We start from the raw sequence: 15,292 nt of genomic DNA on the forward strand, positions 1-15,292 counted from the left end.
TCCTTAGCTGGCCAGCACCCGGGCCAGCGTCGATTTCACCTTGCCCATGCCATCGTGCAGGGCCTGCTCGATTTCGGCCATGGTGATCACTTCGGTGGTCTTGCCGGCTGCAGGATTCACGACGAGCGCCAGACAGGCGTAATCCAGATCCAGCTCACGCGCCAGCGCCGCTTCCGGCATGCCGGTCATACCGACGATGTCGCAGCCGTCACGCTCCAGTCGGACGATCTCGGCGACCGTTTCCAGACGCGGACCCTGGGTGCAGGCGTACACGCCTTGATCGCTGTATTCGCAGCCTTCGGCGGCGACCGCGGCAATCAGTTGCTGACGCAACGGCTCGCTGTAGGGAAAGCTGAAATCGATGTGGGTGACGTGCTCCAGATCATCGGCGAAATAGGTGTGCTCGCGCCCACTGGTGTAGTCGACGATCTGGTGCGGCACGCAGAAATGCCCGGTGCCCATGGCCGGATGGATCCCGCCAACGGCATTTACGGCGATGATCGCTTCGGCACCCGCTTGCTTCAACGCCCAGAGGTTGGCGCGGTAGTTGACCTTGTGCGGCGGGAAACGATGCGGGTGACCGTGACGGGCGAGAAACAGCACTTCCTTGCCGGCGTACTCACCAATCTGCACCTCGGCCGAAGGCGCGCCGTACGGGGTGTCGACTGCCAGCGACTGGCGAATGCTCAGGCCTTCGAGCTGAGTCAGGCCAGTGCCGCCGATGATTGCGTAAACGGTCATAACGAAAAAATCCTTAATCGATCAGTTGAGCGTCTTTGAGCGCGCCGAGGGCGGTGAGCCAACGCGGGTCCTGACGATAGTCGGTGCTGGCGAAGGCCTGACCGCGCATCTTCGCGATGCGCGCGGAAGGCTTGATCTTCATACGCTGGGCGGCACTCAACGCCAGCTCGGCTGCCGCGCGGTCGTTGCACACCAGACCCATGTCGCAACCGGCACTCAGCGCGGCTTCGATGCGGCTGGCGGCGTCGCCGACCACGTGGGCGCCGGCCATCGACAGATCATCGCTGAAGATCACGCCCTCAAACTGCAATTCGCCGCGCAGGATGTCTTGCAGCCAGCGTCGGGAGAAACCGGCGGGCTGCGAGTCGACTTGCGGATAGATGACGTGGGCCGGCATGACGGCGGCCAGTTGTTTGCTGAGTTTGGCGAAGGGCACCAGGTCGTTGGCGCGGATCTCGTCGAGACTGCGCTCGTCGTTCGGGATCGCCACGTGGGAGTCGGCTTCCGCCCAGCCGTGGCCTGGGAAATGTTTGCCGGTGGCGGCCATGCCGGCGCTGTTCATGCCGCGAATGAATGCACCGGCGAGCAAGGCTGCGCGTTCGGGATCGCCTTCGAAGGAACGGGTACCGACCACAGCGCTGCGCTGATAGTCCAGGTCCAATACAGGGGCGAAACTCAGATCGAGCCCGACCGCCAGCACTTCGGTGGCCATGATCCAGCCGCATTGCTTGGCGAGATACTCTGCATTCGGGTTATCGGCGATGGCGCGCATCGCTGGTAGACGGACGAAACCCTGACGCAGGCGCTGCACGCGCCCGCCCTCTTGATCCACCGCCAGCAGCAGATCCGGGCGAATCGCGCGGATCGCGGCGCTGAGTTCGCGCACCTGGCGAGGATGCTCGATGTTGCGGGCGAAAACGATCAGGCCGCCCACTTCGGGCTGACGCAACAATTGGCGATCTTCGGCCGTCAGCCAGGTACCGGCGACGTCCACCATCAACGAGCCTTGCAGGCCAGCAGTCATAGAGATTCCTTGAAAACGAAAAACCCGATCTGCTCGCATTCGCTACCGTGGGCATTGCCCGGACGGTCAGCAGAATTCATGCAGATCGGGTTCAGTACGAGAGTCGGCATGGCCGGCTAGCTTAGCGGATACCAGCTGCCGCGCCCACCCGTGCGCGGTCAAACCTTGGCGGCGACCGGCATGGATTTGCTGCGCGGACGCAATTGCGCGCTGGCCATGGCTGTATCGGTGACGCCGGTTTCGGCGCGCATGCCGGCAGCGAGGAACGGCACCATCAGGCGCATCACTTGTTCGATGGAGGTATTGACGCCGAAATCGGTCTCGGCAATCGCGCGCAAGGCCTTGATCCCGGACATGCTGAACGCAGCGGCGCCAAGCATGAAGTGCACGCGCCAGAACAGCTCGATTGGCGGAATGCGTGGCGCCGCCTCATTGACCAGCAGCATATAGCGGCGGAACACCTTGCCGTACATGTCTTCCAGATAACGTCGCAAGTGGCCCTGGCTTTGACTGAACGCGAGGCCGAGCAAGCGCATGAAGATCGACAGGTCATTACCGCTGCGAGGCTGCACGACGAGCGCTTGCTCGACGAGAATTTCCAGCAATTCTTCGAGGGTCGGCTTGTTCTCAGGCTTGGCCTGACGGCGCTCCAGCTCTTTATCGAGACTGACGCAGAACGGACCGAGGAAGCGCGAGAATACCGCCTGGATCAGCGCCTTTTTCGAGCCGAAGTGATAATTCACCGCAGCCAGATTGACGCCAGCCTTGCTGGTGATCAAACGCAATGAGGTTTCAGCGAATCCTTTCTCCGCGAACAACTGCTCGGCAGCATCAAGAATGCGTTCAACGGTTTCCGACTGGGCCATGGCTACTCCGCCTGACAAACACTTGTTTGAAACATACGTTTCAGCCTGTGCCTTGTCAAGCCTGCCGGTTCGTTTTGGGAATGGTCGGTCAGCTATTTAACCACACAAGGCGCCGGCATTAATAAGTGCCCTGCGCGACCGCTCGGCGGGCGGCAAAAAAACGCCCATTGCCAAGACCGCTTCACTGTATATAATCCCAGTCACTGTATAAAAAGACAGAGCGATCAATATGCTAAAGCTGACGCCACGCCAAGCCGAGATTCTGGCCTTTATCAAACGTTGCCTCGAAGACAACGGCTATCCGCCCACCCGTGCGGAAATCGCTCAGGAACTGGGTTTCAAATCGCCCAACGCGGCGGAAGAACATCTCAAGGCCCTCGCCCGCAAAGGCGCGATCGAGATGACCCCAGGTGCTTCCCGCGGCATCCGTATTCCCGGCTTCGAAGCCAAGGCCGACGATTCCACCCTGCCGATCATTGGCCGAGTGGCTGCCGGCGCGCCGATCCTCGCCCAGCAGCACATCGAAGAATCCTGCAACATCAACCCGACCTTCTTCCATCCTCGCGCCGACTACCTGTTGCGTGTGCACGGCATGAGCATGAAGGATATCGGCATCTTCGACGGCGACCTGCTGGCAGTACATACCACCCGCGAAGCGCGTAACGGCCAGGTTGTGGTTGCGCGTATCGGCGACGAAGTGACGGTCAAACGCTTCAAGCGTGAAGGCAGCAAGGTCTGGCTGATCGCTGAAAACCCCGAGTTCGCCCCTATCGAAGTCGACCTGAAAGATCAGGAACTGGTGATCGAAGGCTTGAGTGTCGGCGTCATTCGCCGCTAAAGGAGGCTCCATGCAGTTCCCACACACACCTCAGCAAACACAACTGCCTTTGTTTGAAGCGTTTCTGGCGCAGCCGCTAGCGCCGATCCTCAAAGACGTGGTCGAGCGTGACTGGAACGCCAAACCTGACGCCTTCAGTGAGCTATCACTGCGCGGTGCGGCCGGGAACTGCCTGAACCTGCTCGCCCCGATCCTGCGTGAGCTCAGCGAGGATCAGGATGCTCGCTGGCTGACGCTGATCGCCCCACCCGCCAGTCTGACGCAAACCTGGCTGCGCGATGCCGGCCTGAATCGCGAACGCATTCTTCTGCTGCAACCGCGCGGCACTCAAAGTGCTCAGCAACTGGCGTGCGAAGCGTTGCGACTGGGTCGCAGCCACACCGTGGTGACATGGCTAAACCCGTTGAATGCCAATTCGCGGCAACAACTGATCAGCGCCGCGCGTACGGGCGAAGCGCAGAGCCTGAACATTCGTTTGGGTTGATTGATTGGTAATGCGCGCTGTGTGAAGCGCAGGGCTTCTCCAAGGACAGAGAAGCCGATCTGAAGCGCAAGCGACCGAGCAAAGGCCAAAGCGTGAATCAATGAAGAACCCGCGGCCCCTCTTCCTTATCAAACTCGCCTTCAACCATACGACCCGCCATCTGCACGCCAACGCTCAACATCGCTTTGGCGATTTCAACGTGCTGGCCCTGCAGGAACGCTTTGGCATCCTCGGAGAAATCCAGCGTCACCAGAGAACCTTCGTCCTCAGCCCTGCGCAGTTCGATTCGGCCGTCTGGTAACTCGACAATTTCTAGAAAGGACGTTGGCATATAGGTCTGTTCTCCACGAAAGGCAGCGATTATATAGACATCATTCGAGCTTCGCTCAGGATCTTGACCAGCAGCATGTTTCAGATTGCCACTGCGCCAAACTACCTCAGCACTCGTTCAAGCCTTCCCGGAAACGCAGGGCCAGGCCCTTGAGGTTCTGCCGCCAGCTCTCCAGCTCATCTCGACTGAGCTCTTCTGGCGCCTCTTCTTCATCAAGATTAATCGCTTGAATCAGCGGCTGCGTCACGTCGCCTTTCGGCTTGCGTGGCGCCCTCGGTGGCTGAAACAGTGCTGCGTGCGCTGCCAGCAGTTTCGCCAGCCAGGTTTCCGGATTGCCGGCCAGCTCGACCATTTCCGCCAGCTCCGGGATCGCTATCGATTCCAGCACTTCGCGCCTCAGCAACTCCTCCGCCCTCGGCGAATTGGCCTGCGGCAGACGATAAAAGCCAGCGATCTCATGACACAAGCCCAGCAGCGCGCCGTATAGGTGGAACAACGCCGACTCACGCCCGGCCTGGATCAGCGCCAGAGAATTCATCGCCCGCCCTTCTTCAGCACGAGCCAGAGCTTCGAGTGACAGCCCAGCGAAATAGATCTTCTGGTTGGTGCGGGTATAGAGCTCGTGGGCCATGACGGCAGCCTCCACAACGAAATAATTGCTTCACACAGGCCCGGCAGTGTCATGGATCAACCAATGCCAGCGCAAGCACAAAACAAAAAGGCCGCATGAAACCCCCAAGGTTTCATGCGGCCTTTTCGCTGTTCAGACTAGCGCTTACTCAGCCTTGGCCTTTGCGCTGCGCTTGTCTTCAACAGTCCACTTGCCACCGTCGTAATACGCCTTCCAGCCTGTCGGTTTGCCATCGACTTCTGTCTGTACGTATTGCTCCTTGGTCTTGCGGCTGTAGCGGATGACCGCTGGCAGACCGTCAGGATCCTTTTGCGGAGCCTCGCACAGGAAGTGGTACTTCGGATCGATCTCGTCCTTGTGCGGCAGAATCTCGATCACCAACGGAGCGCGGGTCTCGCGGTTTTTCGGGAACTGACTGGCGGCCAGGAACAGACCGGACGCACCATCGCGCAGGATATAGGTGTCGTTGACCTTTTCGCATTTCAGCTCAGGCATCTTCACCGGATCCATCTTCGGCGGCGCCGCGTCACCGCTCTTCAGCAGCTTGCGGGTGTTCTTGCACTCCGGGTTGGTGCAACCGAAGAACTTGCCGAAACGGCCGGTCTTGAGCTGCATCTCACTGCCGCACTTATCGCATTCCAGACTCGGACCTTCATAGCCCTTGATGCGATAGCTGCCTTCTTCAATTTCGTAACCGGCGCAATCCGGGTTGTTGCCGCAGATGTGCAGCTTGCGCTTTTCGTCCAGCAGGTAGGCGTCCATCGCCGTGCTGCAGATCGGGCAGCGATGCTTGCCACGCAGTACCAGCGATTCCGATTCGCCCTCGTCGTCTGCGGCGATTTCATCGCCCGGCACCAGGTTGACGGTAGCCTTGCAGCGTTCTTTCGGCGGCAGGCTGTAGCCCGAGCAGCCGAGGAACACGCCAGTCGATGCGGTACGAATCTGCATCGGACGACCGCAGGTGGTGCACGGAATGTCAGTCATGACCGGCTGGTTGGCGCGCATGCCGCTGTCCGGGTTTTCCGCTACTTCGAGCTTCTTCTTGAAGTCGCCGTAGAACTCGTCCAGCACATTTTTCCAGTCGCGCTCGCCCTGCGCCACGTCATCGAGGTTCTCTTCCATGCCGGCGGTGAAGCCGTAGTCCATGAGATTGGAGAAGCTCTCGGACAGACGCTCGGTGACGATGTCGCCCATCTTTTCCGAGTAGAAACGACGGTTGTGCAGGGTCACATAACCGCGATCCTGAATGGTCGAAATGATCGCAGCGTAGGTCGAAGGACGACCGATGCCGCGCTTTTCCATCTCCTTGACCAGACTGGCCTCGGAGTAACGCGCCGGTGGTTTGGTGAAATGCTGCGACGGATCGAGCTTGATCAGCTTCATCACATCGCCTTGGGCCATGTCAGGCAGCACGTCATCATCGCCAGGCTTGGCAATCTGCGGCATCACCCGGGTGTAACCGTCGAACTTGAGGATACGGCCCTTGGCGCGCAGCTCGAAGTCGCCAGCGCCGACGCTGACGGTGGTCGACAGGTACTGCGCCGGCAGCATCTGGCAGGCGAGGAATTGGCGCCAGATCAGCTCGTACAGACGCTCGGCATCACGCTCCATGCCCGCCAGCTTGCTTGGCGTAGTGTTGGCGTCGGACGGACGAATCGCTTCGTGAGCCTCTTGCGCGCCTTCCTTGCTGCTGTAGACGTTCGGCGTTTCCGGCAGGTACTTCTTGCCGAACTCGTCTTCGATGTAAGTGCGCGCCATCGCCACGGCGTCGGCCGAGAGATTGGTCGAGTCGGTACGCATGTAAGTGATGTAGCCGGCTTCGTACAGACGCTGGGCCATCATCATGGTTTTCTTCACGCCGAAACCAAGGCGGTTGCTCGCAGCCTGCTGCAAGGTCGACGTGATGAACGGCGCCGACGGCTTGCTGCTGGTCGGTTTGTCTTCGCGCTTGACGATGCTGTAGCTGGAGGACTTGAGCTTCTCCAGCGCAGCCATGGCCTGGGCTTCGTTCAGCGGCTTGAAGGCTTCGCCTTTTTCGCGAGCCACTTCGAAACGCACGGTCGAGCCTTTGGTGGTGCCGAGATCGGCATGCACTTCCCAGTATTCTTCGGGATTGAACGCACGGATTTCGCGCTCACGCTCGACCACCAGTTTCACAGCAACCGATTGCACGCGCCCGGCAGACAGACCACGGGCGATCTTGGCCCACAGCAGCGGCGATACCATGTAGCCGACGACGCGGTCGAGGAAACGACGCGCCTGCTGGGCGTTGACACGATCAATGTCCAGCTCGCCCGGCTCGGAGAAGGCTTCCTGAATCGCCTTCTTGGTGATTTCGTTGAACACCACACGCTTGTAACGGCTGTCATCACCACCGATGGCTTCGCGCAGGTGCCAGGCAATGGCTTCCCCCTCGCGATCCAAGTCGGTTGCGAGATAGATGGTGTCAGCATCCTTGGCGAGCCGGCGCAGCTCTTCGATGACCTTTTCTTTGCCCGGGAGGATCTCGTACTGGGCTTTCCAGCCGTGTTCGGGATCGACGCCCATGCGCGAGACCAGCTGCTTGCGCGCTTTCTCTTTCGGCGAGAGCACCGGACCTTCGCCCGCAGCAGCCTTGCCGCGCTTGGCGGCTGGCTCTTTGCTGGCGCTAGCCGAACCGCTGGTGGGCAGGTCTCGGATATGGCCGATACTCGACTTCACCACGTATTGGTTACCCAGATACTTGTTGATGGTCTTGGCCTTAGCCGGGGATTCCACAATGACCAGCGATTTGCCCATGGATCAGAAAATTCCTGAATTCTAGAAGTGAAAGGCGGTTGGCGCCTGACGCGGCACCGCTATATATAGTTGATACAAGGTGAGGTCAAGCGCAGGGTTGTCTGCGCAGTCGCCTCATGCCTTGTCAAAAAGGCTCGGTTCGGCTTGCACCAAAGCAAAGCGCGGCACCTGCTCGCCGTCAACCTCGACCGACTCGACGAACATGCTCAGCGGGCGCACCCAAAAACCGTAATCGCCATACAGGGCTTGGTAAAAGACCACTTCTTCTTCGGTTTCGGAATGCCGCGCAATACTGAATACACGGTATTGCGGACCTTTGTAATGTTGGTAGAGCCCAGGTTGTATCGGCATGCTTCGGCCCTCACTGAAATCTTTTCAAAAATAAATAAAAAACCCAAAACAAAAACCGGGGCACTGGGCCCCGGCTTCCATCGACGAGACGCTTAAACGCGTTCGAAGACGGTGGAGATGCCTTGGCCGAGACCAATGCACATAGTGGCCACCCCGAAGGTGCCGCTATTCTGCTTCATCACGTTCAACAGGGTGCCGGAAATACGTGCACCGGAGCAACCGAACGGGTGACCCAGGGCGATCGCGCCGCCGTGCAGGTTAACCTTCTCGTTCATCTTGTCGAGCACTTTCAGATCTTTCAGCACTGGCAAGGCCTGTGCGGCGAAAGCTTCGTTGAGCTCGAAGAAGTCGATATCGTTAATGCCAAGGCCCGCACGCTTCAGGGCTTTTTGTGTCGCCGGCACTGGACCATAGCCCATGATCGCCGGGTCCACACCCGCTACTGCCATCGAACGGATCACCGCCATCGGCTGGATACCCAGGTCCTGTGCACGCTGCGCCGACATCACGATCATGCACGAAGCACCATCGGTGATCTGCGACGAAGTACCGGCAGTCACGGTGCCGCCTTTCGGATTGAATGCCGGCTTGAGCGCCGCCAGACTTTCCAGGGTGGTTTCCGGACGAATGGTTTCATCGTAGTCGTACAGTTTCAGGAAACCGTTCTCGTCGTAACCCTGCATCGGGATGATTTCGTCCTTGAACTTGCCTTCCACGGTTGCCTTGTGGGCCAACTGGTGGGAACGCACGCCAAAGGCATCCTGTTGCTCACGAGTGATGCCGTGCATCTTGCCAAGCATTTCAGCGGTCAGGCCCATCATGCCCGAGGCTTTCGCCGCGTACAGCGACATGTGCGGGTTCGGATCGACACCATGCATCATGCTTACGTGGCCCATGTGCTCGACGCCGCCGACCACGAACACGTCACCGTTGCCGGTCATGATCGCTTGCGCAGCAGTGTGCAGCGCGCTCATCGAGGAGCCACACAGACGGCTGACGGTCTGGCCGGCCGAGGTGTGCGGGATCTGGGTCATCAGCGACGCCATGCGCGCGATGTTCCAGCCCTGCTCCAGGGTCTGGTTGACGCAGCCCCAGATCACGTCCTCGACTTCCGCCGGGTCGACTTTGCTGTTGCGTTCCAGCAGTTTGCTGATCAGGTGCGCCGACATATCTTCGGCGCGGGTGTTGCGGTGCATGCCGCCCTTGGAGCGGCCCATCGGAGTACGACCGAAGTCGACAATCACGACGTCTCTAGGATTCAAGCTCATAAGTTCACTCTCACTCTAGTTGGGGGCGCTTAACCGAAGAAGCTCTGGCCGTTCTTGGCCATTTCGCGCAGCTTCGCGGTCGGGTGGTACAGCGCGCCCAAATCAGCGTACTGGTCAGCCAGGGCAACGAACTCGGCAACACCGATCGAATCGATGTAGCGCAGCGCACCGCCACGGAATGGAGGGAAACCGATACCGTAGACCAGACCCATGTCGGCTTCGGCGGCGGTTTCAACGATGCCGTCTTCCAGGCAACGCACGGTTTCCAGGCACAGCGGGATCATCATCCAGTTGATGATGTCTTCGTCAGTGACTTCGCGCTGCTCGTAAACGATCGGCTTGAGCACTTCGAGTACCGACGGATCGGCGACTTTCTTCTGCTTGCCTTTCTTGTCGGCCTCGTAGGCGTAGAAGCCCTTGCCGTTCTTCTGGCCCAGGCGTTTGGCTTCGTACAGCACGTCGATGGCCGAACGACGGTCATCCTTCATGCGGTCCGGGAAACCTTCAGCCATCACGTCACGACCGTGGTGACCGGTGTCGATGCCGACCACGTCCATCAGGTACGCAGGACCCATCGGCCAGCCGAATTTTTCCATGACTTTGTCGATGCGGACGAAGTCGACACCGGCGCTGACCAGCTTGGCGAAACCGCCGAAGTACGGGAACAGCACGCGGTTGACCAGGAAGCCCGGGCAGTCATTGACCACGATCGGGTTCTTGCCCATTTTCTTCGCGTAGGCAACTGTGGTGGCGATCGCCAGTTCGCTGGACTTCTCGCCACGGATCACTTCCACCAGCGGCATCATGTGCACCGGGTTGAAGAAGTGCATGCCGACGAAGTTTTCCGGACGCTTGAGGGCTTTAGCCAGCAGGCTGATGGAAATGGTCGAGGTGTTGGACGCGAGGATGGTGTCCTCTTTGACCTTGTCTTCGACTTCAGCCAGCACCGCTTGCTTGACCTTCGGATTCTCGACCACAGCTTCGACGACCAGATCGACGTGACCGAAGTCGCCGTACGACAGCGTCGGACGAATGCCGTTGAGCACTTCAGCCATCTTCGCCGCGGTCATGCGACCCTTGTCAACGCGGCCGACCAGCAGCTTGGCGGCTTCGGCCAGACCCTGCTCGATACCGTGCTCGTTGATGTCCTTCATCAGGATCGGCGTGCCTTTGGAGGCCGACTGATAAGCGATACCGCCACCCATGATGCCGGCGCCCAGTACGGCAGCCTGCTTCACGTCTTTGGCGATTTCGTCGTAGGCCTTGGCCTTCTTCTTCAGTTCCTGATCGTTCAGGAACAGGCCGATCAGGCTCTGCGCAGCAGAGGTCTTGGCCAGTTTGACGAAGCCTGCTGCTTCCACTTCCAGCGCTTTGTCGCGACCGAAGTTCGCGGCTTTCTGGATGGTCTTGATCGCTTCAACCGGCGCCGGGTAGTTCGGGCCGGCCTGGCCAGCCACGAAACCTTTGGCGGTTTCGAAAGCCATCATTTGCTCAATGGCGTTCAACTTGAGTTTTTCAAGTTTCGGCTGACGCTTGGCCTTGTAATCGAACTCGCCGGAGATGGCGCGCTTGATCAGCTCGAGGGCAGCTTCCTGCAATTTTTCAGGGGCGACTACGGCGTCGACGGCGCTGACTTTCAGCGCGTCTTCCGGGCGGTTTTCCTTGCCGGCGGCAATCCACTCGATGGCGTTGTCGACACCGATCAGGCGCGGGAGACGCACGGTACCGCCGAAGCCCGGGTAGATGCCCAGTTTGACTTCCGGCAGACCAATCTTGGCCTTGGTGGACATGACGCGATAGTCAGCCGCCAGGCACATTTCCAGACCGCCACCGAGGGCGATGCCGTTGATGGCCGCGACGGTTGGCACGTTGAGGTCTTCGAAATCGCTGAAGATCTTGTTGGCTTCGAGATTGCCAGCAACCAGCTCGGCATCCGGCAGCTTGAAGTTGTCGACAAATTCGGTGATGTCGGCGCCGACGATGAATACGTCCTTGCCGCTGCTGACGATCACGCCCTTGATCGAAGCATCTGCCTTGATGGTGTCTACGGCCTGACGCAGTTCGTTCAGGGTTAGACGGTTGAACTTGTTGACGGACTCACCCTTGAGGTCGAATTTCAATTCGACGATGCCACTTTCAAGAGCTTTAACCGTGATGGCTTTACCTTCGTAAATCATCAACTGATCTCCACGATATGGAAGCTGAACAGTACACGTCGGACGCAGGCTTATGGCTCAGAAGGACGCTTTGCTCGTCGATTACTGACACCGTCCGCCTGGCACACCCGCCAACGCGATAGTCGGGATTCTGTAGGAGCAGTCTGTAAGACAAACGCTCAATTCATACGCCCGTTTGATTCGGGTACGTCACCTTCACGGAATTTCTGACAATTGTCAATCGCCCTAAATTCGGGCTGAAATGCGACTTTGCAGTCATTTCTGCACCATGATGAGCAGCAACACCCGTCTCGATGTTGAGCCATTCATAGAATCAATAGTTAGAAAAGTCGCCCTAATTTCCGCCGAGCCCTGTTCAGAAGGCTACGCTGGGGGGACTGCGAGGAAATTTGCCGGGGCGATCGAAGCGCCTGCCGCAAAAAAAGATTACCGGCCTGCCTGGCCAACCCGCCCGACGAATCATGTCGGGCTTTTTATTGCTCGTCTGCCAGACCTTCCACACCGTTGCAGTGAGAAAAGTCGCCGTTTCACGCCAGCGCTTTCAGCGTCGCGTCGATATCCTGCAGAACCGTCGCCTCGCCCTTCTCGCCCCAGTACAAGGCGATCATCTGCTTGTCCGCTTCGATCTTGAAAACATTCCCCGGCAATTTTTCGAAATAATCGAGCAGGGTCCGGTCACTGCAGACTTCCTGCCATTGGTTGACCCACACGCCCGGGGTTTTCTGCCAGTAGGTCCAGCACGCCGGTTGACTGCCACGCCGCGGCCGGTGGTATTGGGCGCAGGGATTCGGCGGCTCCGGCAGCAGCCAGTGCGGCCACTCCTGCGGCGCCAGCTGCATGGCCAGGCCGATGCGTCGCGCCTCCATGCGCAGGGCCATGCGCCCGCTCTGCGTGCGCGATGGGCGCAACCATGCCAGTGGACTTAAAACTACCAGCAGGATTGACACCACCAGCCAGACCGTCATATCTGTACTCCCGATTTTTGATGAGCCCATTGTGTCACTTGCGAACCAATGCGCTTGAAACCAGCCATACTTACCAATATCGAACCCTCAGGAGGAGCACCTCATGCCCTACCACCACATACTGGTCGCCGTAGATCTGACCGAAGAGTGCGACCCTGTGATCCACCGCGCCCGCGAGCTGTCGGTGAGCAACGCTGCCAAGTTGTCGCTGGTGCATATCGTTGAACCAATGGCCATGGCCTTCGGTGGCGACGTGCCGATGGACCTGTCACAACTGCAACAACAGCAGTTCGATCAGGCCAAGGAGCGTCTTGAAAAACTCAAATCGAAATATCCAGAGCTTGAAGGCGCCAATTGCCATCTGACCTACGGCCAGCCCCGCCAGGAAATCCATCATTTTGCCAAGGAACAAGCGTGCGATCTGATCGTGGTCGGCAGCCATGGCCGTCATGGCCTGGCACTGCTGCTCGGCTCGACCGCGAATGACGTGCTGCACGGCGCACCTTGCGATGTACTGGCGGTGCACCTGGTCAAACGTTGATCGGTCTTGCTCTTTGTGGGAGCGAGCCTGCTCGCGAATACGTCGGCACATTCAATATGAGTGCTGCCTGACACACCGCTTTCGCGAGCAGGCTCGCTCCCACAGGTGACCTGCTCCCGCCTGTAGATCGCGCTACATATGAAAAGCCCGGCGCTCATCACTGAGCGCCGGGCTTTTTCACATCAGGAGCAATCAGGCATCCAGCTCGGCCCAACGCTCCACCAACGCATCCAGCTCGGCCTGCAATTGCTCCAGCGAAGCAATCACCTTGGCCGTTTCCGCCGGCGGACGCTGATAGAAACCGGCTTCAGCCATTTCTGCTTCAACTGCGGCGATCTGCTGCTCCTTGGCGTCGATGTCGCCCGGCAAGGCTTCCAGCTCGCGCTGCAGCTTGTAGCTGAGTTTCTTCTTGGCAACCGGAGCAGCAGCGGCAGGCGCAGCCACCGGAGCCGGCTCAGCGGTAACCACCGCCGAATTCAGGTCAGCCTTGCCCGACTTGCTTTCAGTCACACCCAACAGACGCGGCGAGCCGCCCTGACGGATCCAGTCCTGATAGCCGCCGACATATTCACGAACCTTGCCTTCACCTTCGAAGACCAGGGTGCTGGTCACCACGTTATCGAGGAATGCCCGGTCGTGGCTGACCATCAGCACGGTGCCGTTGAAGGTCAGCAGCACTTCTTCGAGCAGCTCGAGGGTTTCCACATCGAGGTCGTTGGTCGGTTCGTCGAGTACCAGCAGGTTCGCCGGCTTGCTGAACAGCTTCGCCAGCAACAGACGCGCACGCTCGCCACCGGACAACGCCTTGACCGGCGTGCGTGCACGCTGCGGGCTGAACAGGAAGTCGCCGAGATAGCTCAGCACATGGCGGCTCTGCCCGTCGATGTCGATGAAGTCGCGACCTTCGGCGACGTTGTCGATCACGGTTTTTTCCAGATCCAGCTGATGGCGCAACTGGTCGAAGTAGGCGACGTCGATACGCGTGCCCTCTTCCACTTTGCCGCTGGTCGGTTGCAGACCGCTGAGCATCAGTTTCAACAGGGTGGTCTTGCCGGTACCGTTGGCGCCGAGCAGACCGATACGGTCGCCGCGCTGCAGGACCATGGAGAAATCCTTGATCAGGAACGGCCCGCCCGGGTGCGCGAAGCTCACGTTCTCGAGCACCATCACCTGCTTGCCGGATTTGTCGGCGGTTTCCAGCTGGATGTTGGCCTTGCCGGTACGCTCGCGACGCTCACTGCGCTCAACGCGCAGGGCTTTCAGAGCGCGCACGCGACCTTCGTTACGAGTGCGGCGGGCCTTGATGCCCTGACGGATCCACACCTCTTCCTGAGCCAGACGCTTGTCGAACAGCGCGTTGGCAGTTTCTTCAGCGGCCAGCGCGGCTTCTTTGTGCACGAGGAAACTGGCGTAGTCGCCGTTCCAGTCGATCAGCCCACCGCGATCCAGTTCGAGGATGCGCGTGGCGAGGTTTTGCAGGAAGGAACGGTCGTGCGTGATGAACAGCACGGCGCCCTGGAAATCTTTCAGCGCCTCTTCGAGCCAGGCAATCGCACCGATGTCCAGGTGGTTGGTCGGTTCGTCGAGCAGCAGCAGATCGGGCTCGGACACCAGCGCCTGCGCCAGCAGCACGCGACGACGCCAGCCGCCGGACAGCTCGGCGAGGGTCTTGTCGGCCGGCAGTTGCAGGCGGCTGAGGGTGCTGTCGACCAGCGTCTGCAGGCGCCAGCCGTCACGGGCTTCGAGGTCGTGCTGAACGTGCATCAGCTTGTCCAGATCGGCGTCGGTGACGATGTTCTGGCTCAGGTGATGGTATTCGGCGAGCAAGGCGCCAACACCGTCGAGGCCTTCAGCCACCACGTCGAATACCGTCCGGTCGTCGGCCACTGGCAATTCTTGCGGCAGTTCGCCGATTTTCAGACCGGGGGCACGCCACACCGAGCCGTCATCGGGCTTCTGGTCGCCCTTGACCAGCTTCATCATGCTGGACTTGCCAGTGCCGTTGCGGCCGATGATGCACACCCGCTCACCACGGGCGATCTGCCAGGACACCTTGTCCAACAACGGCATAGCGCCGAACGCAAGGGACACATCGCTGAATTTGAGCAGGGTCATGAGCTTCTCCAAAAACCGGGCGCGCATTCTACCTGACTTGAGGCTTGAGCAGGCCGGCAATTTGTCTGTCGAAGCACTCTGCACAACATTTGTTGCGAACTTGTGCAGCGAGGCTCGCAAAGCTTTCGCCGCTTGCTGGCAAAAGGCTAAGCTACAGGCAATTCAGTGCGGATTTCGATCGG

At 59.5% G+C, this 15,292-nt stretch carries 14 protein-coding genes; 3 read left to right on the forward strand and 11 right to left on the reverse strand.

What is annotated here, in order from left to right:
- Positions 1–3: 3 nt before the first annotated feature.
- The 3 genes from OK411_RS19310 to OK411_RS19320 all read right to left on the reverse strand — a co-directional run bounded on the left by OK411_RS19310 (position 4) and on the right by OK411_RS19320 (position 2,631).
- Positions 4–741: an S-methyl-5'-thioinosine phosphorylase gene (locus OK411_RS19310; RefSeq protein WP_016775487.1), complete on the reverse strand. Its 738-nt coding sequence runs from the start codon at positions 739–741 to the stop codon at positions 4–6.
- A gap of 13 nt (positions 742–754) precedes the next feature.
- Complete coding sequence (nagZ, locus tag OK411_RS19315) at positions 755–1,765, reverse strand: beta-N-acetylhexosaminidase (RefSeq protein ID WP_264365549.1); 1,011 nt, start codon at positions 1,763–1,765, stop codon at positions 755–757.
- A gap of 158 nt (positions 1,766–1,923) precedes the next feature.
- Positions 1,924–2,631: a TetR/AcrR family transcriptional regulator gene (locus tag OK411_RS19320; RefSeq protein WP_016775489.1), complete on the reverse strand. Its 708-nt coding sequence runs from the start codon at positions 2,629–2,631 to the stop codon at positions 1,924–1,926.
- A 229-nt stretch (positions 2,632–2,860) separates the two neighbouring features.
- Between OK411_RS19320 and lexA the strand changes: the two genes are divergently transcribed.
- Entirely contained in the window at positions 2,861–3,469 is a 609-nt protein-coding gene (gene lexA / locus OK411_RS19325) for a transcriptional repressor LexA (protein ID WP_016775490.1), read from the forward strand.
- Positions 3,470–3,479: 10 nt separating this feature from the next.
- The gene (sulA, locus tag OK411_RS19330) at positions 3,480–3,953 is read left to right on the forward strand and encodes an SOS-induced cell division inhibitor SulA (RefSeq protein ID WP_024013637.1); all 474 of its coding nucleotides are present in this window, start codon (positions 3,480–3,482) and stop codon (positions 3,951–3,953) included.
- A 97-nt stretch (positions 3,954–4,050) separates the two neighbouring features.
- On the opposite strand, the gene OK411_RS19335 is transcribed toward sulA, so the two are convergent.
- The 7 genes from OK411_RS19335 to OK411_RS19365 all read right to left on the reverse strand — a co-directional run bounded on the left by OK411_RS19335 (position 4,051) and on the right by OK411_RS19365 (position 12,454).
- The gene (locus OK411_RS19335) at positions 4,051–4,284 is read right to left on the reverse strand and encodes a hypothetical protein (protein WP_003226592.1); all 234 of its coding nucleotides are present in this window, start codon (positions 4,282–4,284) and stop codon (positions 4,051–4,053) included.
- A gap of 106 nt (positions 4,285–4,390) precedes the next feature.
- The gene (locus tag OK411_RS19340; protein WP_095182364.1) at positions 4,391–4,915 is read right to left on the reverse strand and encodes a DUF6586 family protein; all 525 of its coding nucleotides are present in this window, start codon (positions 4,913–4,915) and stop codon (positions 4,391–4,393) included.
- Positions 4,916–5,059: 144 nt separating this feature from the next.
- A complete protein-coding gene (gene topA / locus OK411_RS19345) occupies positions 5,060–7,693 on the reverse strand; it encodes a type I DNA topoisomerase (protein ID WP_041477349.1) in 2,634 nt (877 codons plus the stop codon).
- Between the two features lie 114 nt (positions 7,694–7,807).
- The gene (locus tag OK411_RS19350) at positions 7,808–8,044 is read right to left on the reverse strand and encodes a DUF1653 domain-containing protein (protein ID WP_125918335.1); all 237 of its coding nucleotides are present in this window, start codon (positions 8,042–8,044) and stop codon (positions 7,808–7,810) included.
- A gap of 92 nt (positions 8,045–8,136) precedes the next feature.
- Positions 8,137–9,312 (reverse strand): acetyl-CoA C-acyltransferase FadA, encoded by a 1,176-nt coding sequence (gene fadA / locus OK411_RS19355; RefSeq protein WP_016775495.1) that lies wholly within the window; start codon positions 9,310–9,312, stop codon positions 8,137–8,139.
- Between the two features lie 29 nt (positions 9,313–9,341).
- The gene (fadB, locus tag OK411_RS19360; RefSeq protein ID WP_024013640.1) at positions 9,342–11,489 is read right to left on the reverse strand and encodes a fatty acid oxidation complex subunit alpha FadB; all 2,148 of its coding nucleotides are present in this window, start codon (positions 11,487–11,489) and stop codon (positions 9,342–9,344) included.
- Positions 11,490–12,016: 527 nt separating this feature from the next.
- Positions 12,017–12,454, reverse strand: coding sequence for a hypothetical protein (locus OK411_RS19365; RefSeq protein ID WP_024013641.1), 438 nt, complete (start codon positions 12,452–12,454; stop codon positions 12,017–12,019).
- 103 nt (positions 12,455–12,557) lie between these two features.
- Here OK411_RS19365 and OK411_RS19370 point away from each other — a divergent pair, with 103 nt between their 5' ends.
- Complete coding sequence (locus OK411_RS19370; RefSeq protein WP_016775498.1) at positions 12,558–12,995, forward strand: universal stress protein; 438 nt, start codon at positions 12,558–12,560, stop codon at positions 12,993–12,995.
- 192 nt (positions 12,996–13,187) lie between these two features.
- On the opposite strand, the gene OK411_RS19375 is transcribed toward OK411_RS19370, so the two are convergent.
- On the reverse strand, positions 13,188–15,110 hold the full coding sequence (locus OK411_RS19375; RefSeq protein ID WP_039760799.1) for an ATP-binding cassette domain-containing protein: 1,923 nt from the start codon (positions 15,108–15,110) through the stop codon (positions 13,188–13,190).
- Positions 15,111–15,292 lie beyond the last annotated feature (182 nt).

The sequence above is a fragment of the Pseudomonas sp. RG1 genome, from assembly GCF_025910115.1.
Classification (GTDB): Bacteria; Pseudomonadota; Gammaproteobacteria; order Pseudomonadales; family Pseudomonadaceae; genus Aquipseudomonas; species Aquipseudomonas atacamensis.

Bases quoted from the DNA above. Each gene is read 5' to 3' on its own strand.
- OK411_RS19310 (WP_016775487.1), bottom strand. From the start codon at position 741: ATGACCGTTTACGCAATCATCGGCGGCACTGGCCTGACTCAGCTCGAA.
- nagZ (WP_264365549.1), bottom strand. From the start codon at position 1,765: ATGACTGCTGGCCTGCAAGGCTCGTTGATGGTGGACGTCGCCGGTACC.
- OK411_RS19320 (WP_016775489.1), bottom strand. From the start codon at position 2,631: ATGGCCCAGTCGGAAACCGTTGAACGCATTCTTGATGCTGCCGAGCAG.
- lexA (WP_016775490.1), top strand. From the start codon at position 2,861: ATGCTAAAGCTGACGCCACGCCAAGCCGAGATTCTGGCCTTTATCAAA.
- sulA (WP_024013637.1), top strand. From the start codon at position 3,480: ATGCAGTTCCCACACACACCTCAGCAAACACAACTGCCTTTGTTTGAA.
- OK411_RS19335 (WP_003226592.1), bottom strand. From the start codon at position 4,284: ATGCCAACGTCCTTTCTAGAAATTGTCGAGTTACCAGACGGCCGAATC.
- OK411_RS19340 (WP_095182364.1), bottom strand. From the start codon at position 4,915: ATGGCCCACGAGCTCTATACCCGCACCAACCAGAAGATCTATTTCGCT.
- topA (WP_041477349.1), bottom strand. From the start codon at position 7,693: ATGGGCAAATCGCTGGTCATTGTGGAATCCCCGGCTAAGGCCAAGACC.
- OK411_RS19350 (WP_125918335.1), bottom strand. From the start codon at position 8,044: ATGCCGATACAACCTGGGCTCTACCAACATTACAAAGGTCCGCAATAC.
- fadA (WP_016775495.1), bottom strand. From the start codon at position 9,312: ATGAGCTTGAATCCTAGAGACGTCGTGATTGTCGACTTCGGTCGTACT.
- fadB (WP_024013640.1), bottom strand. From the start codon at position 11,489: ATGATTTACGAAGGTAAAGCCATCACGGTTAAAGCTCTTGAAAGTGGC.
- OK411_RS19365 (WP_024013641.1), bottom strand. From the start codon at position 12,454: ATGACGGTCTGGCTGGTGGTGTCAATCCTGCTGGTAGTTTTAAGTCCA.
- OK411_RS19370 (WP_016775498.1), top strand. From the start codon at position 12,558: ATGCCCTACCACCACATACTGGTCGCCGTAGATCTGACCGAAGAGTGC.
- OK411_RS19375 (WP_039760799.1), bottom strand. From the start codon at position 15,110: ATGACCCTGCTCAAATTCAGCGATGTGTCCCTTGCGTTCGGCGCTATG.